This is a genomic window from Streptomyces sp. CC0208 (assembly GCF_003443735.1).
GTDB classification, from domain to species: domain Bacteria; phylum Actinomycetota; class Actinomycetes; order Streptomycetales; family Streptomycetaceae; genus Streptomyces; species Streptomyces sviceus.
Map to the genome: position 1 here is coordinate 5991089 of NZ_CP031969.1, position 22635 is coordinate 6013723.

23 protein-coding genes are annotated in these 22635 nt (G+C 71.0%); 14 read left to right on the forward strand and 9 right to left on the reverse strand.

Features of this window, described 5'->3' with window-relative positions:
* Positions 1-47: 47 nt before the first annotated feature.
* The 3 genes from D1369_RS27485 to D1369_RS27495 all read left to right on the forward strand — a co-directional run bounded on the left by D1369_RS27485 (position 48) and on the right by D1369_RS27495 (position 3602).
* Positions 48-986, forward strand: coding sequence for a 5-dehydro-4-deoxyglucarate dehydratase (locus D1369_RS27485; protein WP_007381937.1), 939 nt, complete (start codon positions 48-50; stop codon positions 984-986).
* A complete protein-coding gene (locus D1369_RS27490) occupies positions 983-2272 on the forward strand; it encodes a glucarate dehydratase family protein (RefSeq protein ID WP_007381936.1) in 1290 nt (429 codons plus the stop codon). The genes D1369_RS27485 and D1369_RS27490 overlap by 4 nt, the downstream gene beginning before the upstream one ends.
* Before the next feature lie 184 nt (positions 2273-2456).
* The gene (locus D1369_RS27495; protein ID WP_240436185.1) at positions 2457-3602 is read left to right on the forward strand and encodes a PfkB family carbohydrate kinase; all 1146 of its coding nucleotides are present in this window, start codon (positions 2457-2459) and stop codon (positions 3600-3602) included.
* A gap of 61 nt (positions 3603-3663) precedes the next feature.
* On the opposite strand, the gene D1369_RS27500 is transcribed toward D1369_RS27495, so the two are convergent.
* Complete coding sequence (locus tag D1369_RS27500) at positions 3664-4380, reverse strand: FAD binding domain-containing protein (protein WP_007381934.1); 717 nt, start codon at positions 4378-4380, stop codon at positions 3664-3666.
* A gap of 226 nt (positions 4381-4606) precedes the next feature.
* On the opposite strand from D1369_RS27500, the gene D1369_RS27505 reads away from it, so the two are divergent.
* From D1369_RS27505 to D1369_RS27520, 4 genes are read left to right on the forward strand one after another with little or no spacing between them, the layout of a single operon-like run.
* Positions 4607-5665 carry a PhoH family protein gene (locus D1369_RS27505; protein ID WP_007381933.1) on the forward strand — a complete coding sequence of 353 codons (1059 nt, stop codon included), beginning with the start codon at positions 4607-4609 and terminating at the stop codon, positions 5663-5665.
* Between the two features lie 13 nt (positions 5666-5678).
* Positions 5679-6176, forward strand: a complete 498-nt coding sequence (gene ybeY / locus D1369_RS27510; protein ID WP_007381932.1) for an rRNA maturation RNase YbeY — start codon at positions 5679-5681, stop codon at positions 6174-6176.
* Positions 6173-7480: a hemolysin family protein gene (locus D1369_RS27515; RefSeq protein ID WP_007381931.1), complete on the forward strand. Its 1308-nt coding sequence runs from the start codon at positions 6173-6175 to the stop codon at positions 7478-7480. Before ybeY ends, D1369_RS27515 begins: the two co-directional genes overlap by 4 nt.
* Positions 7477-7836 carry an MmcQ/YjbR family DNA-binding protein gene (locus D1369_RS27520; protein ID WP_007381930.1) on the forward strand — a complete coding sequence of 120 codons (360 nt, stop codon included), beginning with the start codon at positions 7477-7479 and terminating at the stop codon, positions 7834-7836. The genes D1369_RS27515 and D1369_RS27520 overlap by 4 nt, the downstream gene beginning before the upstream one ends.
* Here the strand turns inward: D1369_RS27520 and D1369_RS27525 are convergent.
* Positions 7798-9231: an MFS transporter gene (locus D1369_RS27525; protein WP_037899977.1), complete on the reverse strand. Its 1434-nt coding sequence runs from the start codon at positions 9229-9231 to the stop codon at positions 7798-7800. The genes D1369_RS27520 and D1369_RS27525 overlap by 39 nt on opposite strands.
* Positions 9232-9377: 146 nt before the next feature.
* Between D1369_RS27525 and D1369_RS27530 the strand changes: the two genes are divergently transcribed.
* The 5 genes from D1369_RS27530 (at position 9378) to D1369_RS27550 (ending at position 13819) form a co-directional block, all read left to right on the forward strand.
* On the forward strand, positions 9378-10193 hold the full coding sequence (locus tag D1369_RS27530; RefSeq protein WP_050789877.1) for a helix-turn-helix domain-containing protein: 816 nt from the start codon (positions 9378-9380) through the stop codon (positions 10191-10193).
* A gap of 97 nt (positions 10194-10290) precedes the next feature.
* A complete protein-coding gene (locus tag D1369_RS27535; protein ID WP_007381927.1) occupies positions 10291-10644 on the forward strand; it encodes a cytidine deaminase in 354 nt (117 codons plus the stop codon).
* 205 nt (positions 10645-10849) lie between these two features.
* Complete coding sequence (locus D1369_RS27540) at positions 10850-11323, forward strand: hypothetical protein (RefSeq protein ID WP_007381926.1); 474 nt, start codon at positions 10850-10852, stop codon at positions 11321-11323.
* A 157-nt stretch (positions 11324-11480) separates the two neighbouring features.
* Positions 11481-12797, forward strand: a complete 1317-nt coding sequence (locus tag D1369_RS27545; protein ID WP_007381925.1) for a hypothetical protein — start codon at positions 11481-11483, stop codon at positions 12795-12797.
* Between the two features lie 50 nt (positions 12798-12847).
* On the forward strand, positions 12848-13819 hold the full coding sequence (locus D1369_RS27550) for a DUF916 domain-containing protein (RefSeq protein ID WP_007381924.1): 972 nt from the start codon (positions 12848-12850) through the stop codon (positions 13817-13819).
* Between the two features lie 21 nt (positions 13820-13840).
* Here D1369_RS27550 and D1369_RS27555 read toward each other — a convergent pair whose 3' ends face one another.
* Positions 13841-14179 (reverse strand): P-II family nitrogen regulator, encoded by a 339-nt coding sequence (locus D1369_RS27555; RefSeq protein WP_007381923.1) that lies wholly within the window; start codon positions 14177-14179, stop codon positions 13841-13843.
* Positions 14176-15486 carry an ammonium transporter gene (locus D1369_RS27560; RefSeq protein WP_037903294.1) on the reverse strand — a complete coding sequence of 437 codons (1311 nt, stop codon included), beginning with the start codon at positions 15484-15486 and terminating at the stop codon, positions 14176-14178. Before D1369_RS27560 ends, D1369_RS27555 begins: the two co-directional genes overlap by 4 nt.
* Before the next feature lie 165 nt (positions 15487-15651).
* Here D1369_RS27560 and era point away from each other — a divergent pair, with 165 nt between their 5' ends.
* Positions 15652-16620, forward strand: a complete 969-nt coding sequence (gene era / locus D1369_RS27565; RefSeq protein WP_007381920.1) for a GTPase Era — start codon at positions 15652-15654, stop codon at positions 16618-16620.
* 6 nt (positions 16621-16626) lie between these two features.
* Here the strand turns inward: era and D1369_RS27570 are convergent, their stop codons facing one another.
* Complete coding sequence (locus D1369_RS27570) at positions 16627-17481, reverse strand: helix-turn-helix transcriptional regulator (RefSeq protein WP_007381919.1); 855 nt, start codon at positions 17479-17481, stop codon at positions 16627-16629.
* A gap of 119 nt (positions 17482-17600) precedes the next feature.
* Here D1369_RS27570 and D1369_RS27575 point away from each other — a divergent pair, with 119 nt between their 5' ends.
* Positions 17601-18455 carry an NAD(P)-dependent oxidoreductase gene (locus D1369_RS27575; RefSeq protein WP_037899972.1) on the forward strand — a complete coding sequence of 285 codons (855 nt, stop codon included), beginning with the start codon at positions 17601-17603 and terminating at the stop codon, positions 18453-18455.
* A gap of 77 nt (positions 18456-18532) precedes the next feature.
* On the opposite strand, the gene D1369_RS27580 is transcribed toward D1369_RS27575, so the two are convergent.
* Genes D1369_RS27580 through D1369_RS27595 form a run of 4 tightly spaced genes read right to left on the reverse strand, consistent with a single transcriptional unit; the run spans position 18533 to position 22504 of the window.
* Positions 18533-19771, reverse strand: a complete 1239-nt coding sequence (locus D1369_RS27580; RefSeq protein WP_037899971.1) for an MFS transporter — start codon at positions 19769-19771, stop codon at positions 18533-18535.
* Positions 19768-21090, reverse strand: coding sequence for a GH1 family beta-glucosidase (locus D1369_RS27585; protein ID WP_037899969.1), 1323 nt, complete (start codon positions 21088-21090; stop codon positions 19768-19770). Before D1369_RS27585 ends, D1369_RS27580 begins: the two co-directional genes overlap by 4 nt.
* 58 nt (positions 21091-21148) lie before the next feature.
* On the reverse strand, positions 21149-21415 hold the full coding sequence (locus D1369_RS27590; RefSeq protein ID WP_007381915.1) for a protealysin inhibitor emfourin: 267 nt from the start codon (positions 21413-21415) through the stop codon (positions 21149-21151).
* 21 nt (positions 21416-21436) lie between these two features.
* Positions 21437-22504 (reverse strand): M4 family metallopeptidase, encoded by a 1068-nt coding sequence (locus tag D1369_RS27595; RefSeq protein WP_007381914.1) that lies wholly within the window; start codon positions 22502-22504, stop codon positions 21437-21439.
* Positions 22505-22635: the final 131 nt, after the last annotated feature.

Consider the following 22635-nt stretch of genomic DNA (forward strand, 5'->3'; position numbering starts at 1 on the left):
CTCCATCTTCATACGTAGATTACGTCTACATGGGGAGATGAGCGAGGGTGACCCTCGACCCGGACACGGCCCGACGACTGCGGGACGGCATGGCACACGGCGTGCTGTCGTTCCCGCTCACGAGCTTCCATGACGACGGCACCCTCGACCCCGACGGCTTCCGCGCCCACGTCGCCGCCCAGATCGCCACCGGCCCCGGCGCGGTCTTCCCGGCCTGCGGCACCGGCGAGTTCTTCTCGCTGGACGAGGACGAGTACCGGCAGGTCGTCACCATCGCCGTCGAGGAGGCAGGCGGGCGCGTGCCCGTCGTCGCCGGGATCGGCTACGGCTGGGCGCAGGCCGTCCGCTTCGCCCGGATTGCCGAGGAGGCGGGAGCGGACGCGCTGCTGGTCCTCCCGCACTACCTGGTCGCCGCCCCGCAGGACGGCCTGGTCGCACAGCTGGAGCAGATCGCGGCGCGGACACGGCTGCCGCTCATCGCCTACCAGCGCGGTCAGGTCGCCTTCGGCGTGGACGCGTTCAGGCGGGTCGCCGCGATCGACGGGGTCATCGGACTCAAGGACGGGCACAGCGACCTCGACCGGCTCCAGCGCCTCACCCTCGCCGCCCCCGAGGACTTCCTGTTCTTCAACGGCGCCTCCACCGCCGAGATCCAGGCCCGCGCCTACGCCACCGTCGGCGTCCCCGCCTACTCCTCCGCCGTCCACGCCTTCGCCCCCGAGATCGCGAACGCCTTCTTCACCGCCCTGCGCGACGGCGACGACGGGACCCTGGAGAAGCTGCTGCGCGACTTCTACGTCCCGCTCGTCGAGCTCCGCGACCGGGTGCCCGGGTACGCGGTGTCGCTGGTGAAGGCGGCGGCACGGTTGCGGGGGCGGCCGGTGGGGCCGGTGCGCGCACCGCTCACCGACCCGTCGGACGCCGATCTGGCGGACCTGCGCGTGTTGTTGACCACCGGTCTCGACCTCGTAGGCGCCGCGCTGTGAACCTCACGATCACCGATGTCCGCCTGACGCCGATCCTCGTCGCCGATCCGCCGCTGTTGAACACGCAGGGCGTGCACCAGCCGTACACGCCCCGGCTGATCGTCGAGGTGGAGACCGGGGACGGGGTCGTGGGGGTCGGGGAGACGTACGGCGACACCAAGTACCTGGAGCTGGCCCGGCCCTTCGCGGCGAAGCTGATCGGACGTCAGGTCGCGGATCTGAACGGGCTGTTCGCGGTCGCGGACCAGGTGGCGGTCGACTCCTCCCGGGTCTTCGGACAGGTCGACGTCGGTGGACTGCGGGGCGTGCAGACCGCCGACAAGCTGCGGCTGTCCGTCGTCTCCGGGTTCGAGGTGGCCTGCCTCGACGCGCTGGGCAAGGCGCTCGGTCTGCCGGTGCACGCGCTGCTCGGGGGCAAGGTCCGGGACGCGGTCGAGTACAGCGCGTACCTGTTCTACAAGTGGGCCGCTCATCCGGAGGGCGTCGCCTGCGAGAAGGACGACTGGGGTGCGGCCGTCGATCCCGCGGGGGTGGTGGAGCAGGCCCGGCTGTTCACGCAGCGGTACGGCTTCACGTCCTTCAAGCTCAAGGGCGGGGTCTTTCCGCCGGACGAGGAGATCGCGGCGGTCAGGGCTCTTGCCGAGGCTTTCCCCGGCCATCCCCTGCGGCTCGACCCCAACGGGGCCTGGAGCGTGGCGACTTCGCTGAGGGTCGCCGAGGAGCTGGGGGACGTCCTGGAGTATCTGGAGGATCCCGCGCTGGGGACCGCGGCCATGGCCGAGGTGTCCGCCGGGACCGACGTCCCGCTGGCCACCAACATGTGCGTGACGACCTTCGCCGAGATCAAGGAGGCGTTCGTCCGGGATGCCGTGCAGGTGGTGCTCTCCGATCACCACTACTGGGGCGGGCTGCGGAACACCCAGCAACTCGCGGCGATCTGCCGGACGTTCGGGGTGGGGGTGTCCATGCACTCCAACACGCATCTGGGGATCTCGCTGGCCGCGATGACGCATGTGGCGTCCACCGTGCCGAATCTCCACCACGCCTGCGACTCGCACTATCCGTGGCAGTCGGAGGACGTGCTGACCGAGCGGCTGGTCTTCGAGGGCGGGGCCGTGCGGGTCTCCGACGCGCCCGGGCTCGGTGTCGAACTCGACCGGCGGAAAGTGGAGTTCCTGCATCGGCGGTGGCTGGATGACGACGGTTCGCTGCGGGAGCGGGACGACGCCGCGGCCATGCGGGTGGCCGAGCCGGGGTGGGTCACGCCGGGCGTGCCTCGCTGGTAGGGGTCTGGGGTCTGAGGGCTGCGACCACAGACCCCGCTTCGGCCCTGAAGGGCCTCGTCCTCGAACGCCGGACGGGCCGGAACGCCTGGACCGGCGCTTGCGAGCCTGACGCGGGTTCCGGCCCGTTGTCGGTGGTGTGGTGCAGACTGGCCTGATCGGCACCACGCGCAGGGAGCTCACCGTGATCGCGTCCAACGGGAAGGGACCGTCGCACTTCGGAGGGAACGGGCAGGGCCAGGCCCGGGTCGACCCTCTCGCAGCTCTGCGCACACCCGAGGATCCACCCTGGGACGTCTACCTCACCGGCACCGTCTTCCTCGACATCGTCTTCACCGGGCTCGGCACCGCCCCGGTGCGCGGCACCGAGTCCTGGGCCCGCGGCATGGGGTCGAGCCCCGGCGGAGTGGCGAACATGGCGACGGCCCTGGCCCGGCTCGGGCTGCGCACCTCGCTGGCCGCGGCCTTCGGCGACGACCACTACGGCGAGTACTGCTGGGACGCCCTGGAGCAGGGCGAGGGCATCGACCTCTCCCCGTCGCGCAGGGTTCCGGGCTGGCACTCCCCGGTCACTGTGTCGATGGCGTACGAGGGCGAGCGCACCATGGTCTCCCACGGCCACGAGCCGCCCCCCGAGGCCGTGCTCGTCCAGGAGGGCGCGCCGGACTGCCCCCCACGCGCGCGTGCGGCCGTGGCCTCGCTGGAGCCGGGGAAGCGCGCCCCCTGGATCGCCCAGGCAGCGGGCAAGGGCACCTGCATCTTCGCCGACGTCGGCTGGGACGAGACCGGCGCCTGGGACCTGGCCGGCCTCCCCGACCTCGCCCACTGCGAGGCCTTCCTGCCGAACGCGGAGGAGGCCATGCGCTACACCGGCGCCTCCTGCCCCCGCGAGGCCGCCCACGCGCTCACCGAGCACGTGCCGCTCGCCGTGGTCACGCTCGGAGCCGAGGGCGCGTACGCGGTGGACCGGCGTACCGGGGAGGCCGCCGAGGTCCCGGCGATCGAGGTCGAGGCGCTCGACCCCACCGGCGCCGGGGACGTCTTCGTGGCCGGCTTCGTCACCGGCACCCTCGCGGGCTGGCCGCTGGCGGACCGGCTGGCCTTCGCCGGCCTGACCGCCGCGCTCTCCGTCCAGGAGTTCGGCGGCTCCCTGTCCGCGCCGGGCTGGTCCGAGATCGGCGCCTGGTGGCGCAGGGTCCAGTCCGTCGCCTCCCAGGACCCGGCCGCGCTGCGCCGGTACGCCTTCCTGGCGGACCTGATCCCCAAGGAGTCCGCCCCGGGCTGGCCCCTGCGACGGGCGGTACCGACGATCGGCTTCGGCAGGTCGGCCTGAGACCCACGGAGGCCGCGTCCGCGCCGAGTGCCGGGTGGTACCGCGGCCAGGACCGGAACAGTCAGTGGTGATCCGCCCGCTCCAGTGCCGACAGCACCTGTTCCCGGACCACCTCGCGGGCCTCGGCGGGCAGCGACCCCATCGCCGTACCGCCCAGGGCGTCGAGCACGGTGTCCGCGGGCGTGTCGCAGGGCACGCTCTCGCTCAGGAAGTCGTAGCCGTCGCGGACGGCGACGCGCAGCACCGGGCGGGCGCCCGGGTGCACGGCGGTGGCGACGACCAGGGGCGGTGGCCCGCCCGGGGCCTCGGCCACCTTGCGGTAGCCGCTGACCAGCGGATCGTCCCAGTGCAGGCTCAGCAGCAACGGCTTCTTGGCGAGCAGTTCGGCGAGGTCTGCCTCGAACGGCCCCTCCGCCGCCAAGACCCGCGCCCGGGCGTCCAGGACGAGTGCCGCGGGCAGCAGACAGCGCAGGGTGCTGCCGACGATGTTCCCGCCGACCGTGGCGGTCCGGCGCACGGCCCCGGTGCCGATGCCGGCCGCGGCCCGGTGCAGCACCTCCGGCACCCGTTCGTCGATCCGGTGCAGCAGGACCGCCGCCCCGAGCTCCCCCGCCCCGAGGACGTTCGCCTCCGGCACCTCGCGCAGCGACACGGCCTGCTCGGGAAAGCCGTCGCGCTGCCAGGCGGCCCACACGAGCGTGGCGCCGCCTACGGGTGTCGCCCCGTCGGTCAGACACTCCTGTGCCTCCGGCAGGGACGTGGGCAGACGCAGCAGCACGGTCTTCCTTCTTCGAGCAGTCGAGGACCTCGACACACATGGCAGTGAGCGCATTCTTTCCGGGGGCCCGGGGGAGCATGCAGGGCTCACCGCTGCATTCGGGGCGCCCCGACCGTCGAAAAGCCCTACGGCGTTGTCAGTGCACCGTCGTACTCTTGAACCCGCGAGGCCGCCTCCAGTTGTGCGGCCCTGACGAGGAGGAACCGCAGGCCTTAAGCGCCGGCCCATGACTCAGACACCGACAGGTCACAGCCCCGCGCAGGGGCAGGCGAGAGCACAGTTCACCGTCCCCGCCCAGCACCCCATGGTCTCGGTCCTGGGGTCCGGCGACTCGCTCCTGCGCGTGATCGAGAAGGCCTTCCCGGCGGCCGACATCCATGTCCGGGGCAATGAGATCAGCGCGACCGGCGCGGCGGCGGACGTCGCCCTCGTGCAGCGCCTGTTCGACGAGATGATGCTGGTGCTCCGCACCGGACAGCCGATGACGGAGGACGCAGTGGAACGCTCGATCGCCATGCTGCGAGCGAGCGAGAACGGGACGAGCGACGGCCAGGAGACCCCGGCCGAAGTGCTCACACAGAACATCCTGTCCTCGCGCGGCCGCACCATCCGCCCCAAGACCCTCAACCAGAAGCGGTACGTCGACGCGATCGACAAGCACACGATCGTCTTCGGCATCGGCCCCGCCGGTACCGGAAAGACCTACCTCGCCATGGCCAAGGCGGTGCAGGCCCTCCAGTCCAAGCAGGTCAACCGCATCATCCTGACCCGCCCGGCGGTGGAGGCGGGGGAGCGGCTCGGCTTCCTGCCCGGCACCCTCTACGAGAAGATCGACCCGTACCTGCGTCCGCTGTACGACGCCCTGCACGACATGCTGGACCCGGACTCGATCCCGCGTCTGATGGCGGCGGGGACGATCGAGGTCGCGCCGCTGGCGTACATGCGTGGCCGCACCCTCAACGACGCCTTCATCATTCTCGACGAGGCCCAGAACACCTCCCCCGAGCAGATGAAGATGTTCCTCACCCGCCTCGGCTTCGACTCGAAGATCGTCATCACCGGTGACGTGACGCAGGTCGACCTGCCCAACGGGACCAAGTCCGGGCTGCGGCAGGTGCAGGACATCCTGGAGGGTGTGGAGGACGTGCACTTCTCCCGCCTGTCGTCCCAGGACGTCGTACGGCACAAGCTGGTCGGCCGTATCGTCGACGCGTACGAGAAGTACGACACCGAGAACGGTACGGAGAACGGCACCCACAAGGGCGCCCGGGACAAGCGGAAGTAGACAAGCCAGCACCATGTCGATCGACGTCAACAACGAGTCCGGAACCGAGGTCGACGAGCAGGCGATCCTCGACATCGCCCGCTACGCGCTCGCGCGGATGCGCATCCACCCGCTCTCCGAGCTCTCGGTGATCGTCGTGGACACCGACGCCATGGAGCAGCTGCACATCCAGTGGATGGACCTGCCGGGGCCCACCGACGTCATGTCGTTCCCGATGGACGAGCTCAGGCCGCCCAGCAAGGACGACGACGAGCCCCCGCAGGGCCTCCTCGGCGACATCGTGCTGTGTCCCGAGGTCGCCAAGAGGCAGGGCGAGGAGGCCGAGACGCAGCACTCCATGGACGAGGAGCTCCAGCTCCTCACCGTCCACGGCGTGCTGCACCTGCTCGGCTACGACCACGAGGAGCCGGACGAGAAGGCCGAGATGTTCGGCCTGCAGGCGGCCATCGTGGACGGCTGGCGGCAGGAGAAGGGGCTCACCGGTCCGTCCCCCGCGCCGACCGTCTCATGAGCCTGCCCCTTGTCTCCGGCGCGATCGCCCTGGTCGTCGTCGCCTGGCTCGCCGCCTGCGCGGAGGCGGGCCTCGCGCGCGTCTCCAGCTTCCGCGCCGAGGAAGCCGTACGCAACGGCCGGCGGGGCAGCGCCAAGCTCGCGCAGATCGCCGCCGACCCGACCCGCTATCTCAACGTGGCGCTGCTGGTGCGCGTCGCCTGCGAGATGGCGGCGGCCGCCCTGGTCACCTACGCCTGCCTCCAGGAGTTCCCGGGCACCACCCGCGCCCTGCTGGTCGCGATCGGCGTCATGGTGCTCGTGTCGTACGTCGCCGTCGGTGTCTCCCCGCGCACCATCGGGCGTCAGCACCCGCTCAACACGGCGACCGCGGCCGCGTACATCCTGCTCCCGCTGGCCCGGATCATGGGCCCGATCCCGTCGTTGCTGATTCTCATCGGCAACGCGCTCACCCCGGGCAAGGGCTTCCGCCGGGGCCCGTTCGCCTCCGAGGCGGAGCTGCGCGCGCTGGTCGACCTCGCCGAGAAGGAGTCCCTGATCGAGGACGAGGAGCGCCGCATGGTGCACTCCGTCTTCGAGCTGGGCGACACACTGGTGCGGGAGGTCATGGTGCCGCGCACCGACCTCGTCGTCATCGAACGCTTCAAGACCATCCGGCAGGCGCTGACGCTCGCGCTGCGCTCGGGCTTCTCGCGCATCCCGGTGTCCGGGGAGAGCGAGGACGACATCGTCGGGATCGTGTATCTGAAGGACCTGGTCCGCAAGACGCACATCAGCCGGGACGCGGAGAGCGAGCTGGTGTCCACCGCCATGCGGCCCGCCGCCTTCGTGCCCGACACCAAGAACGCCGGTGACCTGCTGCGCGAGATGCAGCAGGACCGCAATCACGTCGCCGTCGTCATCGACGAGTACGGCGGCACGGCCGGCATCGTCACCATCGAGGACATCCTCGAGGAGATCGTCGGTGAGATCACCGACGAGTACGACCGTGAACTGCCGCCGGTGGAGGACCTCGGCGACGACCGCCACCGGGTCACGGCCCGCCTCGACATCACCGACCTCGGCGAGCTCTACGGGCTCGACGAGTACGACGACGAGGACGTGGAGACCGTCGGCGGACTGCTGGCGAAGGCGCTGGGCCGGGTCCCCATCGCCGGGGCGTCCGCGGTTGTCGAGCTCCCGGACGGGCGCGCGCTGCGCCTGACCGCGGAGGCCGCCGCCGGACGCCGGAACAAGATCGTGACGGTTCTGGTGGAGCCGGTGGGCGCCCTCGAACCGGCGGAAGCGGAGAAGGAGTCCGAGTGACCCCTCAGGAACTGCGTGCCCTGTGCCTGTCGTTCAACGCGGCGGTGGAGGACTTCCCGTTCAGCCCGGAGATCTCGGTCTTCAAGGTGCTCGGCAAGATGTTCGCGCTGAGCTGGATCGACGCGCGGCCCCTGAAGGTCAACCTCAAGTGCGACCCCGAGGACGCGATCCGGCTGCGCGCCGACCATCCCGGGCTGATCGCCCCCGGCTACCACATGAACAAGCGCCACTGGAACACCGTCACGGTCGACGGCGAGCTCCCGGACCGTCTGGTCCGGGAGCTCGTGGAGGATTCGTACGACCTGGTGGTGGCCGGTCTACCGCGCGCCGAGCGGCTCCGCCTCGACCGCCCCTGAGCGCACCCGCAGCCCCACCGCGACCACGGCCGCCGCCACCAGCACGATCGCCGTGTCCAGCGCGAGGACCGTGTGGACGCCGGACATCAGGTCGTCCGAGGTGGTGGCGAGGACGCCGAGCAGCGGGATGCCGACGGTGATGCCGATCTGCTGGGTGGAGGTGACCAGGCCGGTGGCCAGGCCCTGCTCCTCGTCCGGGACACCGGAGGTCACGGTGACGCCGTACGAGATGATCGCGCCGAGGTGGCACATGCTGGCCAGGGAGACGGCGGCGGTGGCGAGCCAGACGGACCAGTTCCCGGTGTCCAGGCCCAGCAGGGCGGCGATCAGGGCGCCCTGGCCGACGAGGGAGCCGACCAGCGTGCGGCGCGGGCCGAAGCGGCCGATGACCCTCGGGGCGTAGGTGCCGGCCACCGCCGAGAGGACGCCCTGGACACCGAAGACCAGGCCGGTCTCGAAGGCGGACAGGTGCAGGATCTCCTGGAGGTAGAGGGTCAGCACGAAGACGACCGTCGACATCATGGAGAAGGTGACCAGACCGCCGATGTTGCCCCACGCCACCGTGCGGCGGCGCAGCATGGGCAGGGACACCAGGGGCTGGGCGCTACGGGACTCGACCTTGACGAAGGCGGCGAGGAGCAGCAGGCCGGCGATCAGGCCGGCGACGACGTCCGCACGGCCGAAGCCGTGGTCGGCGGCGGTGGAAAGGGCGTAGATGAGGGCGAGCAGCCCGCCGGTGACCGTGATCGCGCCGGGCACGTCCAGGCGTGGCCGGTCCGGGGTGCGGGACTCCGGCAGCAGGGCGGGGGCCAGCGGGAGCACGATCAGGGCGAACAGGGTGAGCAGGCCCATCGTGGAGCGCCAGCCGAGGGTGTCGGTGAGGGTGCCGCCGGCCACCATGCCGACGGTGAAGCCGAGCGAGAGCAGGGTGCCGGAGATGCCCAGGGCGCGGTCGCGGGCGGGGCCCTCGGGGAAGGTCGTGGTCAGCAGGGACATGCCGGTCGGCACGATGGCCGCGGCGCCGAGGCCCTGGAGGGCGCGTCCGGCGAGGAAGGACGCCGGGTCCCAGGCGAGGGTCGCGAGCAGGGAGGCCGCGCCGAACAGGGCGAGACCGGACAGGAAGAGCTTCCTGCGGCCGTACAGGTCTCCCATGCGGCCGAACAGGAGCAGGAAGCCGCCGGACGGGAGGGCGAACGCCGTGACCGCCCACTGCAGGGCGGCGGGGCTCATGCCGAGGTCGGCGCCGAGGACGGGCAGGGCGACGTTCAGGACGGAGAAGTCCAGCGCGACCATGAACTGGGCGGCGCACAGGACGAACAGGACGAGCTTGTCGCGCGTCGACAGCCGGGGGGTGTCGAGTGCGTCGGGGACGGGGCTTGTGGTGTCGATCGCCATGGGCAAGAGCCTGAGGGCGCCGGAATAGCCGTGGGGAGCGGCAAGTTGTGCTGGTGGTGGCACCACCAGGCAACCACGAGGGGGATGCGTTCGTGCCCGAGGTCGTACCCAAGAGTGAGCGGCATCGTGAGCTGCGGGAGTTTCTGATGAGCCGGCGGGCCCGGGTCTCGCCCGCCGAGGCAGGACTGCCGGACGGCGGGGCGCGGCGGCGGACGCCGGGGCTGCGGCGCGAGGAGGTCGCCGTGCTGGCCGGGGTGGGCGCCTCCTGGTACCAGTGGCTGGAGCAGGGGCGGGACATCTCGGTGTCCCCGCAGGTCCTCGACTCCGTCGGGCGGGTGCTGCGGCTCAGCAACGCCGAGCGACGGCATCTGTACGTCCTCGCCGGGCTGAACCCGCCCGCGCCGGAACCGGCGGCCGACCACGGCTGCGAGGGGCTGCGGCGGCTGATCGACGCGTGGATGCCGTATCCGGCGCACATCATGGACGCGTACTACAACTGCGTGATGTACAACGACGCCGCCGGCTGGGTGCTCGGCATGCGGCCGGAGAACACCCAGAACTGCCTCGTCGACTTCTTCACCGACCCGCTGTACCGGTCGCGATCGCACAGCTGGGAACAGAACGCGCGTACCGTCGTCGCCCAGTTCCGGGCGGCCGCCTCGGCGCGGCCCGAGGACGAGGGGTTCCAGGACGTGCTGGCCCGGGTGCGGTCGGTGAGTACCGAGTTCACCGAGCTGTGGGAGCGGCGGGACATCGAGGACGCCGGCGTGATCCGCAAGGAGCTCGACCATCCGCTGGTCGGCCTGCTGTGCGTGGAGTCCACGGCGATGCGGGTACCGGCCCGCCCCGACCTGACGGTCGTCCTGCACACCCCGCTGGACGAGGCCCGCACCGCGGCCAAGCTGGAGTGGCTGGCCTCACCGGAGGGGCGGCGCGGGGCGATGTATCCGGTGGCGGGGTGAGAGAGCGGGCGCGTGGCCTGCCCCGGCGCGCGGTGGCTCCGGGAGCGGCGTACCCCCATGGCGCCGTTCTGGTAGCCCCGGTTCGTATGCTCCTGTCATGACCGACAACAGTGCGCTTGACCCCGAGGACCGCAAGATCGTCACGCTGGCCCGTTCGGCGCGGGCCCGTAACGGAGTGCCCGAGGGGGCGGCCGTGCGGGACGAGACCGGGCGGACGTATGTGGCCGGGACCGTCGAGCTGGCGTCACTGAAGCTGAGCGCGTTGCAGACCGCGGTGGCCATGGCCGTGGCGTCCGGGGCGAAGTCCCTGGAGGCGGCGGCCGTGGTGACGGAGGCGGAATCGGCCTCCGAGCAGGACCGGGCCGCCGTCCGGGATCTGGGCGGCCCGCAGACTCCGGTGCTGGTGGCGGGGGTCGACGGCACCGTGCGCGCCACCGTGACCGCCGGCTGATACCCCCGGTAACAGTTGGCCGGAATTCCGGCTTGCCCTCCCTCGTCCCACGCGCATCAATGGAACCGGAGATTCCGACGGACCGTCAGATTCCAGCTCACGCGGCGTCCCGCACCACGCCCCGTGAAGCCCGGCCGTCCGTCGGGACGCACCCCCCGTCCATCCCCACATGGCAGTCCCCACCACGGGAAGGGAACCGGATTCCATGAAAGGCAAGCGCATAGGTACCGGTGCGGCACTGGCGGTCGGCACGCTCGCGGCCGTCGGGCTCGCGTTCGCACCCGCCGCTCTCGCTGTCACCCCGGACACCGCGACGATCAACGCCGACTGCGGCATGTTCGGCAGCGGCGAGGCGACCCTCACCGCCACCCAGGACGGCACGGCGGCCACCGTCACCGTCACCTCGGCGATCAACGCTCCGCTCGCGCTCTCCGAGGACTCGATCACCTCGACCCTCACCTTCGTGAACGCGAACGGCGGCACCACCACCTTCACCGGTACGGAGAACCCCGCCATCGCGGCCGGCGACCCCGTCACCGTCGGGCCGCTCAACGGAACCGTGGCGTCCGGCGACAGCCTGGAATCGTACGGCGGTTCACTCCAGATCGTCGTCTTCGGGATCACCGTGACCTGCACGGCGACCGGTCCGCAGGCCCCGGGCCCGTTCGTCTTCGACTGACCTCCGGCGCCCGTTCCGCAGAGCAAGTCCTCCGGTTGCCGCAGAAACTGACATCCCGTCAGATTTCTGCGGCAACTCCATTGACTTCTCACGCCATCCACACATCAATGCCCCCTGTCGGCGCAGGACTTCAGGAGCTTCCGGAGGGGGCACATCCATGGGTTCGACGACTCGAAGACGCCGTCTGGCGTCCTTTATCGGGGCGACCGCGCTAGCGGTCACCGCGGGCGGCGCACTGGCCTGTCCGGCCGGTGCCGCCACCGACGTGGACTTCGCCACGCACTGCATCCCGCCCGCGGTCGCGGGCATCCCGCCGATCGACGGCACCACGACGGCCAGGATCGCCGTGGACAACACCAGCCCCAAGGTGGGCGACACCGTCACCGTGACCTACACGGTGGTCAAACCGGCCGCCAGCAACCCCACGGCCATCGCGCTGCCGGCCGACATCATGACGCCGACCGGCAAGGTCGCCCTCGGCGGCGCCCAGACCGGCGCCGTGACGGTCGCCGGACCGAAGAAGAACGACCCGGTGCCGGGCAACGGGGCGTTCCCGTCGTTCTCGATGACCGGCACCTTCAAGGTCACCTCACCCGGCGCGATCACGCTCTCGCCCGGCGACTACAACATCCACACCAGCTACATCCTCGAACTCGACACGCCCTGCACGGTGATCACCCCGCCCGCCCCGGTCTCCGAGACGGTCACCGCGACGGACACGAACCCCGTCAACGAGCGGGACATCGCGCTGGGTTCGGCCTCCGGGAAGCCCGGTGCGAGCGTCACCGTCACCGGCGGCAAGTTCACCCCGGGCGCGACGGTCACCCTGGCCGGGCGGGCGGGCGCCGCCCAGACCGCGGACACCGCCACCGTCACCGCCAACTCCTCGGGTGCCTTCAGCGGGGCGCTCGTCGTCAACGACAAGACGACGACCGGTGTCGTCGCGTACGAGGGCAGCGCGTGGAGCGACGCCAAGGGTGCCGGTCCGAAGGCGTACGTCGTCATCGACGACACCCCCGTCCCGGCCGGCAGCCAGAAGGTCACCACCACGGTCAAGGCGGGCACGCTGTCCATGTCCCAGGCCGGGGACTCCGTCAGCCTCTCGGCGGTGGACTACGGCAAGGGCGGGGCCTCGACCGGCAACCTGAACAAGGTGACCGTCCAGGACTTCCGCGGCGGACCCGCCGGCTGGTCCCTCACCGGCAAGGTCACCGACTTCACCGGAGCCGGCGCCAAGATCGACGCCGGCGCGCTGAGCTGGAGCCCCACCTGCGCCACCAAGGCGGGCAGCCCGAGCACCTGCCAGGCCGGCTCCGCCGGTGCGGTCGGATCCTCGGGAGCGACGCTCGCGTCCACGCCCAACTCCGCGCTCACCGGCGGTGAGTTCACCGTGAACGCGGGGCTCTCCCTGAACGTGCCGGCGTTCACGCCCGTGGGCACGTACTCCGGCGTTCTCACCCTCACACTCAGCTGACCGTACGGGCGCCCGCACCCGCCCGTCCGCCTCCCTGGGGGTCCGCACCCATGCGCAAGCTGTACGTCCTTCTCCTGAGCCTGAGCCTGAGCCTGTTCCTGGCCACGGCCGCCACGCCCGCGCACGCCGCCGACAACGGCAGCTGGTCCGTGTATCCCGCCGCCTCCCGGATCGCCGCGCGGCCCTACTTCTACCTCTCCGCCGACCCCGGGCAGACCATCGACGACAAGGTGGTCGTCAGCAACAGGACCGGTCGGCCCCTGACCTTCCGGCTCTACGCCGCCGACGCCTACAACACCGCCCGCGACGGCGGTTTCGCCGTGCGCACGGTCGCGGAGAAGCAGCGCGGGGTGGGGGCCTGGGCGAGACCCGCGAAGACCCGGGTGACCGTCCCCGCGCACGGCAGGGTCACCGTGCCGTTCACGCTGTCGGTGCCCGAGGGTGCCGAACCGGGCGACCACCCCGGCGCGTTGGTGGCGCTGGACGAGCGGATCGACAAGGGCGACGGGACGGTGGCGCTCGGCGTGCAGCGGGCCGTCGCCGCGCGGGTCTATCTGCGCGTGGGCGGACCGACCGTGCCCGCGATCACCGTCGAGGACGTCCGCGTCAGCCATCACCAGCCGCTGGTGCCGGGGTTGGGGGACAGCGGAGCGACGATCTCGTACACCCTGCGCAACACCGGCAACGTGACGTTGAACCCGAAGGTGGAGTTGAGGGCGACGGGGTTGTTCGGGCGGACGTTGCTGGCGCGGGACCTCGTGAAGATTCCCGGTGAGTTGCTGCCCGGGCAACGGGTACGGCTGAGCGAGCCGTGGCGCGGGGCGCCGCAACTCGACTGGGGAGCCGTCAAGTTGACGGCGAGTGCGAAGGACACTCGGGAGTCGGCGAGTGCGGGGTTCTTCGCCTTGCCGTGGTTGGCCGCAGTGGTGCTGTTCGCTGCGGGGGGCGTGGGAGGGGGGTTGTGGGTTCGATGGCGTCTGCTGCGCCGTCGTGGCTGGTCGCGCAGTTCCCCGCGCCCCTAAAAGCCTCCCGTGCCCCTTGGCCTAGAGGGCGTCCGGGCCCCGCTCGCCCGTCCGGACCCGTACGACCGTCTCCACCGGCAGTGCCCATACCTTGCCGTCGCCGATCTTGCCGGTCCGGGCGGCCTTGACGATGGTGTCGATGACCATGTCCGCGTCGGCGTCGTCCACGACGACCTCGATGCGCACCTTGGGGACCAGGTCGACCCGGTACTCGGCGCCGCGGTACACCTCGGTGTGTCCGCGCTGGCGGCCGTACCCGCTGGCCTCGGTCGCGGTCAGACCGTGGACGCCGATCTCCTGGAGCGCGGTCTTGACCTCGTCGAGGCGGTACGGCTTGACGATCGCGGTGATGAGCTTCATGCCTGGGTCTTGACCTTCTGGGCGGAGGGGACGGAGGACGCGCTGACCGGGGCACCGTGGCCCAGGACGCCGTGATCGTATGCGGTCTCGGCGTGCACCGTAAGGTCCAGGCCGGTGTGCTCGTGCTCCTCGTCGGCCCGGAAGCCCAGCGCCTTGTCGATCAGCTTCCCGATGCCGTACGTCACCAGGAAGGCGTACGCCCCCACGGCGACCACGGCCACCAGCTGCTTGCCGAGCTGGGCGAGTCCGCCGCCGTACAGCAGCCCCTCCGTGCCGCCGGTCATCTCCTTCACGGCGAACACGCCGATCAGGAGCGTGCCGATGACTCCGCCGACCAGGTGGACGCCGACGACGTCCAGCGAGTCGTCGTAGTTCAGCCTGAACTTCCAGCCCACCGCGTACGAGCAGACGACACCGGCGGCGACGCCGACGAACAGCGCGCCGAGGAGGGAGACCGAGCCGCAGGACGGGGTGATCGCGACCAAACCCGCGACCGAGCCGGACGCGGCGCCGAGCGTGGTCGGATGGCCGTCGCGCTTCTGCTCGACGAAGAGCCAGCCGAGCAGGCCGGTGCAGCCGGCGGCGAGGGTGTTGAGGAAGGCGGCGGCGGCGAGGCCGTTGGCACCGAGGGCGGAGCCCGCGTTGAAGCCGAACCAGCCGAACCAGAGCAGGCCCGCGCCCAGGACGACCATCGGGAGGTTGTGCGGGCGCATGGCGTCCTTCTTGAAGCCCAGACGCGGACCGAGGACCAGCGCGAGGGCGAGACCGGAGGCGCCGGAGGTGATCTCGACCGGCAGACCACCCGCGAAGTCGAGTGCGCCGAGCTTGTCCAGGACCCAGCCGCCCGGGCCCCACACCCAGTGGGCGACGGGAACGTATACGAGCAGCGCCCAGACCGGGACGAACACCAGCCACGCCCCGAACTTCGCCCGGTCCGCGATCGCGCCGCTGATCAGCGCGGCCGTGATGATGGCGAAAGTGAGCTGGAAGGTGGCGAAGAGGAGGGTGGGGACGGTGCCGTGGACGCTGTCGGGGCCGAGGCCGGACATGCCCGCGTGCTTCAGGCCGCCGATGAGTCCGCCGCCGATGTCCTCGCCGAAGGCCAGGGAGTAGCCGGCGGCCAGCCACACCACCGTGACCAGGGCGATCGACACGAAGCTCATCATCAGCATGTTGAGGACGCTCTTCGTGCGGACCATGCCGGCGTAGAAGAGGGCGAGCCCCGGGGTCATCAGCAGGACCAGGGCGGTGGCGGCGAGCAGCCAGGCGGTGTCACCGGTGTCGATGCCTTGGGCGGCGAGGGACATGGAGATCTCCAACGATGTGGGGGCTCGTCAGAGGGTCACCGGCCTGCGTTTCCGGATGCGCACGGGGATGTTTCCGGTGTGTTTCATTGCGGTGGGGTTTCCGGATGCTCACGGTCCGGGCGGTGCTCGGGCGCTTGTGCGGCGGGGCTCTGTGGATCAGGGAGAATGGGGCGCATGAGCGTTCGCAGTCAGTCATCCGAGCCGTCGGCATCGTCGGAGGCCCCCCACCGCGCCGGCTTCGCCTGCTTCGTGGGCCGCCCCAACGCGGGCAAGTCCACCCTTACGAACGCTCTGGTCGGCCACAAGGTGGCGATCACCGCCAACCAGCCGCAGACGACGCGGCACACGGTGCGCGGGATCGTGCACCGGGAGGACGCCCAGCTGATCCTGGTCGACACCCCCGGGCTGCACAAGCCGCGCACACTGCTGGGTGAGCGGCTGAACGACGTCGTACGCACCACGTGGGCCGAGGTCGACGTGATCGGCTTCTGTCTGCCGGCGAACGAGAAGCTGGGTCCCGGGGACCGCTTCATCGCGAAGGAACTCGCGGGGATCAAGAAGTCCCCGAAGGTCGCGATCATCACGAAGACGGACCTCGTCGACTCCAAGACGCTCGCCGAGCAGCTGATCGCCGTCGACCAGCTCGGCAAGGAGCTGGGCATCGAGTGGGCGGAGATCGTCCCGGTGTCGGCGACCGCGAACAAGCAGGTCGACCTGCTGGCGGACCTGCTGATCCCGATGCTTCCCGAGGGCCCGGCGCTGTACCCCGAGGGCGACCTCACGGACGAGCCCGAACAGGTCATGATCGCCGAGCTGATCCGCGAGGCCGCGCTGGAGGGCGTCCGCGACGAGCTCCCGCACTCCATCGCGGTGGTCGTCGAGGAGATGATCCCCCGTGAGGACCGCCCCGCCGACAAGCCCCTCCTCGACATCCACGCCTTCGTCTACATCGAGCGCCCCAGCCAGAAGGGCATCATCATCGGCCCCAAGGGCAAGCGCCTGAAGGAGGTCGGCATCAAGAGCCGCAAGCAGATCGAGGCGCTCCTGGGCACACCGGTCTTCCTCGACCTTCACGTGAAGGTGGCGAAGGACTGGCAGCGGGATCCCCGGCAGTTGCGGAAGCTGGGGTTCTAGGAGCCTTTACGGGGTCGCCTCCTGCGGGGTCAGGTCCTGCAGCCCCACCACCCTCAGCAGCTGCAGGCGTTCGTACGCCTCCGTCCCCGGGCGGGCCGTGTGGACGACCAGGAGGTGGTGGTGTTCGTGGCTGACCATGACCTCGCAGTCGAGTTCCAGCAGCCCCACCACGGGGTGCACGAAGCGTTTCGTCGCCCGGTCGCGCTGGGACACCTCGTGCTCGTCCCACAGGCGGGCGAACTCCTCGCTGGCCGCCCGGAGTTCGGCGACCAGCGCGGTCGGTTCCGGGTCGTCGGGGCGGGCCGCGGTCACCGCGCGCAGGGTGGCCACCTGGGTGCGCGCGTGGTCCGCGAGGTCCTCCTCGGGGAACAGCGTGCGCGCGGCCGGGTCCAGGAAGAAGCGGCGGACCAGGTTGCGGTCGCGGGGCGGGCGGGCCATCACGTCCCCCACCATGGCCCTGGCCATCGCGTTCTGCGCCAGCACCTCGCCGCAGTCGTTCACCACCTGCGCCGGGGTGTCGTGCAGCCGGTCCAGGATCAGCAGCAGCCCCGGCCGGACATGCGCCGACCCCGTCTCGCGGCGCGGTGGCTCCTCGCCCACCAGGTGGAACAGATGGTCCTGCTCCACGTCGGTCAGGCGCAGCGCCCGCGCCAGCGCCGTCAGCATCTGACGGGACGGACGCGGGCCCCGGGACTGCTCCAGGCGCGTGTAGTAGTCCACGGACATGCCCGCCAGCTGGGCCACCTCCTCGCGGCGCAGCCCGGGCGTGCGGCGCCGGGCGCCCGGCGCCAGACCCACGTCGGACGGGTTCAGCCGGGCGCGGCCGCGGCGCAGGAAGTCGGCGAGTTCGGCTCGGTTCACCCCTCCAGCCTGCGGCACCCCTCCCGGCTTATCCAGGGACTGCCGATCCCCTGATCAAGAGGTCTCTCCCGGTGCCCGCGCGGCCGTCCCACGCTGGTGGGGACGAAAGGGAGCAGAACATGCTGACGTTGGTGACAGGTACGACAGGACAGGTCGGCCGGCGCTTCGTGCCGAGGCTGCTGGCACAGTCCCGGCCGGGGGAGCAGGTGCGGGTTCTGGTACGGGACGCCTCGCGCGGCGAACCCTTCGCGGAACTCGGCGCCGAGGTCGTCGTAGGGGATCTGCGGGACACCGAGGGGCTGGGCAAGGCCGTCGCCGGAGCCGACGCGGTCGTGAACGTGGCCGCGGCCTTCCGGGGCGTGCCGGACGAGGAGGCGTGGGCGGTCAACCGGGACGCGGCCGTGGAGCTGGGCCGTGCCGCGGTGGCCTCCGGCGTCCGGCGGTTCGTGCAGGTCAGCACCGGTCTGGTGTACGGCGAGGGGCGGGGGCGCCCGGTGACGGAGGAGGACGAGAGCCGGCCCGGCGGTTCCATGTGGGGTGCCTATCCCGCATCCAAGGCGGAGGCGGAGCGGGAGCTGTTCGCGCTGGACGGGCTCGATGTGCGGGTCGGGCGGCTTCCCTTCGTCTACGGCGAGGGGGACCCGCATCTCGCCCAGTCCCTGATGTGGGCGAAGAACTGGGCGTCGACCCAGCGGCTGCACATGGGGCACCATGCGGATGTCGCCCAGGGGTTGCTGCGGATCCTGCATGCGCCGGGGGGCTCGGGGCGGGTGTACAACATCGCCGACGACGCCCCTGTGACGGCGGTGGAGTTGTATCAGCTCAACGGGGTCGAGATTCCGGGTGAGTTGTACGAGCGGGTTGATCCCGATCCATGGCTGGTGATCATGTCCACGGAGCGGATTCGGCGGGAGCTGGGGTATCGGCCGGCGTATCCGTCGGTTTATGCGGCGAGGGCGGCCGGAGCGTTGTGATCTGCGGGTCCGTTGTGGCTGGTCGCGCCCACGCGGCGGAGCCGCACAACGACACAGTCCCGCGCCCCTAGGGAAACCTAGTCGACGCCCCTTATGCGGCCGACCAGCACCGCTCCCGCCAAACCCACCGCCGCCGCGACCCCGTACAGCACCCGGTACCCCCCGAGGTGCGTCACGATCGGTGCCGCCAACGCGGGGGCCGCCACCTGGGGCAGGGAGTTCGCCACGTTGATGATGCCCAGGTCCTTTCCCCGGTCCAGGGCCGTCGGCAGGACGTCCGTCATCAGGGCGAAGTCGACCGACATGAAGACGCCGAGGCCCACCCCCAGCAGCGCCGCCACAATGATCGCGCTCGGCCAGGTCTGCCACAGCGCGAGCAGGGCCGTCGCCACCGCCATGAGGACCCCGGACCAGCGGACGAACGGCTTGCGGCGGCCCACGCGGTCGGACCAGACACCGCCCACCACCACCGTGGCCAGCAGCGCAACGCTGTCCACCGCGGTCAGGATCAGCACGCCCCGCTCGGGGTCGTCGTAGTGCAGGCGGTCCCGCAGGTAGTAGAGGAGGTACAGCAACACCAGCGCGTTGCTGAGGTTGATCAGGAAGCGGGTCACCCAGGCCCAGGCGAAGTCGGGGTAGCGGCGCGGGCTCAGCCAGAAGCCGCGCGCGAACGACCGCCAGGACCACGCCGGTTGGTCCGTGGCCGCCAGCCTGAGGTCCCGGTGGCGCAGCACGTACGGCAGCACCCCCGCCAGTGTGAACACCGCGCAGGCCGCATAGCCCGCCGCGATGCCGCCCGCCGCGGTCGCCAGCCCTGTGCCGACGACCGCGCCGAGGATCTGCGCCGCGCCGATCCAGCCGCCGACCGCGCCCCGCTGGAGCCGTGGCACCCGGTCCGGCACGGCCGCCGTGACCGCCGCGAAGGCCGCGTTCAGGGTCAGCTGGACCAGACACCAGCCGAGCGTCATGAGCCACAGGCCGCCCGCCCCGGCGAGCACCAGCAGCGACAGCGCGCCGCCCGCCGCACCGGCCACGATCCACGGGCTGCGGCGGCCCCAGCGGGCCGTGGTGCGGTCCGACAGCGCGCCGAAGAACGGGTTCGCCGCCAGTGACACCACCGCGCCCACCCCGGTCGCCCAGGCCAGCAGCGTCTCCTTGGACATGCCGGTGCCGGGCGCGAAGTCCTCCGCCTGCCGGGCCAGCAGGATCTGCAACGGGCCGTACCAGCCCACCCAGATCGCCACGTTGGCGAGGGAGAGGGAGGTGGTCCAGCCCTTGCCGACCCGGTCGACCGGCTCCGTGAGAGCCGCGCTCACCTCTGGGCCCGGAGCAGGTCCCGGTACCAGGCGTACGACGCCTTCGGGGTCCTGGCGAGGGTCTCGAAGTCCACGTGGACAAGGCCGAACCGCCGCGCGTACCCCTCCGCCCACTCGAAGTTGTCCATCAGCGACCACACGAAGTACCCGCGCACGTCCACGCCCGCCTCGACCGCCTTGTGCAGGGCCCGGACGTGGCCGTCCAGGTAGGCGATCCGGTTCTGGTCGTCCATGCCCTCGTAGGAGCAGCCGTTCTCGGTGATGACGACCGGCGGGAGGCGGTCGCCGTAGCGCTCGCGCATACCGGTGAGCAGCTCCGTCAGGCCCTCCGGGACCACCGGCCAGCCGAAGTCCGTCACCGGTACGCCCTCGATCTCCTGGACGGAGAAGGGGAGTTCGGCCGGGATCGTCAGTCCGCCGAACTCGATGTCCGCACCCTGCGGGGCGCCCACGCGGGTCGGGGCGTAGTAGTTGACGCCGTAGAAGTCGAGCGGCTCGCTGATGACCTTGAGGTCGGCGGCGACATCGCCCGGCATCAACTCGCCCAGACCGGAAGGGTATTCGCCCAGCAGCACAGGCTCCGCGAACAGCCGGTTCAGCAGCAGGTCGTAGAAGTCCGCCGCCTCCACGTCCGGTTGCTCCTGGGAGGCCGGCCAGGTCGGGCCGTGCGAGTTTGCGATGCCGATGTCCGTGGCGCCGGCCGCGCGCAGCGCCTGCACGGCCAGGCCGTGGCCCAGGAGCTGGTGGTGGGCGGCGGGCAGCGCGTCGAACATCAGCTGCTTGCCCGGGGCGTGGGCGCCGAGCGCGTGGCCGAACATGGTGTGTTCGGCAGGCTCGTTGAGGGTGATCCATTTCGTGACACGGTCGCCGAGACGGTCGGCCACCAGGGACACGTACTCGGCGAAGCGGGAGGCGGTGTCCCGGTTCAGCCAGCCGCCCTCCTCCTGAAGGGACTCCGGCAGGTCCCAGTGGAAGAGCGTCGGGACCGGACGGACGCCCGCCCCGACCAGTTCGTCCACGAGACGGTCGTAGAAGTCGAGGCCGCCCTCGGAGCGCACCCGCGGCCAGGAGACCGAGAAGCGGTACGCGTCCACCCCCAGGCCGGCCAGCAGGGACACGTCCTCGCGGTAGCGGTGGTAGTGGTCGCAGGCCACCGCTGCCGTGGAGCCGTCCTTCACCCGGCCCGGTTCGGCCGTGAAGGTGTCCCACACGGACCGCTCGCGCTCGTCCGCCGCGCCCTCGATCTGATGGGCCGAGGTCGAGACGCCCCACAGGAAGCCGGCCGGGAAACGAGGGATCGCATGCTCTTCAGTCGCCATGCGCCGGATCATGGGTACCGGCGGGTAGGTAAGTCAACGGGCAGGCGTGAACAAGCAGTTACGCACCCTCTTTGAGTACCTTCGAGATCAGTTTCCGCTGCTCCTCCGTCAGCCGGGGATCGGCGGCGTAGACCGTCCTGCCGTCCACGGTGATCTCGTAGGCGAAGCCGTCCGGAACCCCGATCGGCGGGGTGCCCCGGCCGGCGGCGACCGCCTTCTCGGCCAGGGCCTGCCATTCGTGGGCATCGGGCCGCCCGGAGGTGTCGACCTCCTTGTGCCGCTCGATGCCCGCGAACCCGCCCGTGCGCCGTACCTGAATACGCATGGGTCCCTGTCTAGTACGGACTCACAGGATCCGCACCCCGACCTGCTCCCAGGCCTTGGAGACGGCCTGGAGTTCGTCGCCCTCGTTGTAGCGGGCCTTCGCCGCCGCGACCGTGAGCTTCGCGAAGTCGGTGAACAGGGCCCGGTCCGAGAGCTCGCCGCCGGTCAGGACGTCGTACCAGATCTGGCCCGCCTTCTCCCAGGCGTGGCCGCCGAGGGCGGTCGCGACCAGGTAGAACGCGTGGTTGGGGATGCCGGAGTTGATGTGCACGCCGCCGTTGTCGCGGCCGGTGCGGACGTAGTCGTCCATCGTCGCCGGCTGCGGGTCCTTGCCGAGCACGTCGTCGTCGTAGGCGCTGCCCGGCTCCTTCATCGAGCGCAGTGCCTTGCCGGAGACGCTGGGCGCGAGCAGGCCCGCGCCGATCAGCCAGTCGGCCTCGGCGGCGGTCTGGCCGAGTGTGTACTGCTTGATGAGCGAGCCGAAGACATCGGACATCGACTCGTTGAGGGCGCCGGACTGGCCGTAGTACGTGAGGTTCGCCGTGTACTGCGTGACGCCGTGGGTGAGTTCGTGGCCGATGACGTCGATCGGGATGGTGAAGTCGAGGAAGATCTCGCCGTCGCCGTCGCCGAACACCATCTGCTCGCCGTTCCAGAAGGCGTTGTTGTAGTTCTCGTCGAAGTGGACGGTCGCGTCGAGCGGGAGGCCGTCGCCGTCGATCGAGTGGCGGGTGTAGGCGTTCAGGTAGAGGTCGAAGGTGGCGCCGAGACCGGCGTAGGCGCGGTTGGCGGTGGCGTCCTGGCCGGGCTCGGAGCCCTCGGCGCGGACCTTCGTGCCCGGCAGGTCGCTCTGGTGACCGGCGTCGTAGATCGTGCGCAGCGGCTGGTCGGACGGTGCCTTCGCCGTCGGCGCGGCCGCGAGGCCGAACTCGGTCGTCACGCGGCGGCGGCCGCGCAGCTCGCTGTCGCGCATCAGGGTGCGCCGGGCGGGACCGGAGAGTGCGGGGTCGTCGTTGCGGGCCAGTTTGTCGAGGACGTGTGGCGGAACGACGGTGCAGAAGACGGGCTCGAAGCCCCCGTTGGTCGTCATGCCCGGCACCCTTGCACTGAGTCATGACCGTGTCACTACCCGCAACCATGATTGGTGAAATATGCGGACACGGAGGCGCACGCTCCGTGACGAAGTGGTATGGCGCACTTTTTGCCCGATTCGCCCCTCGG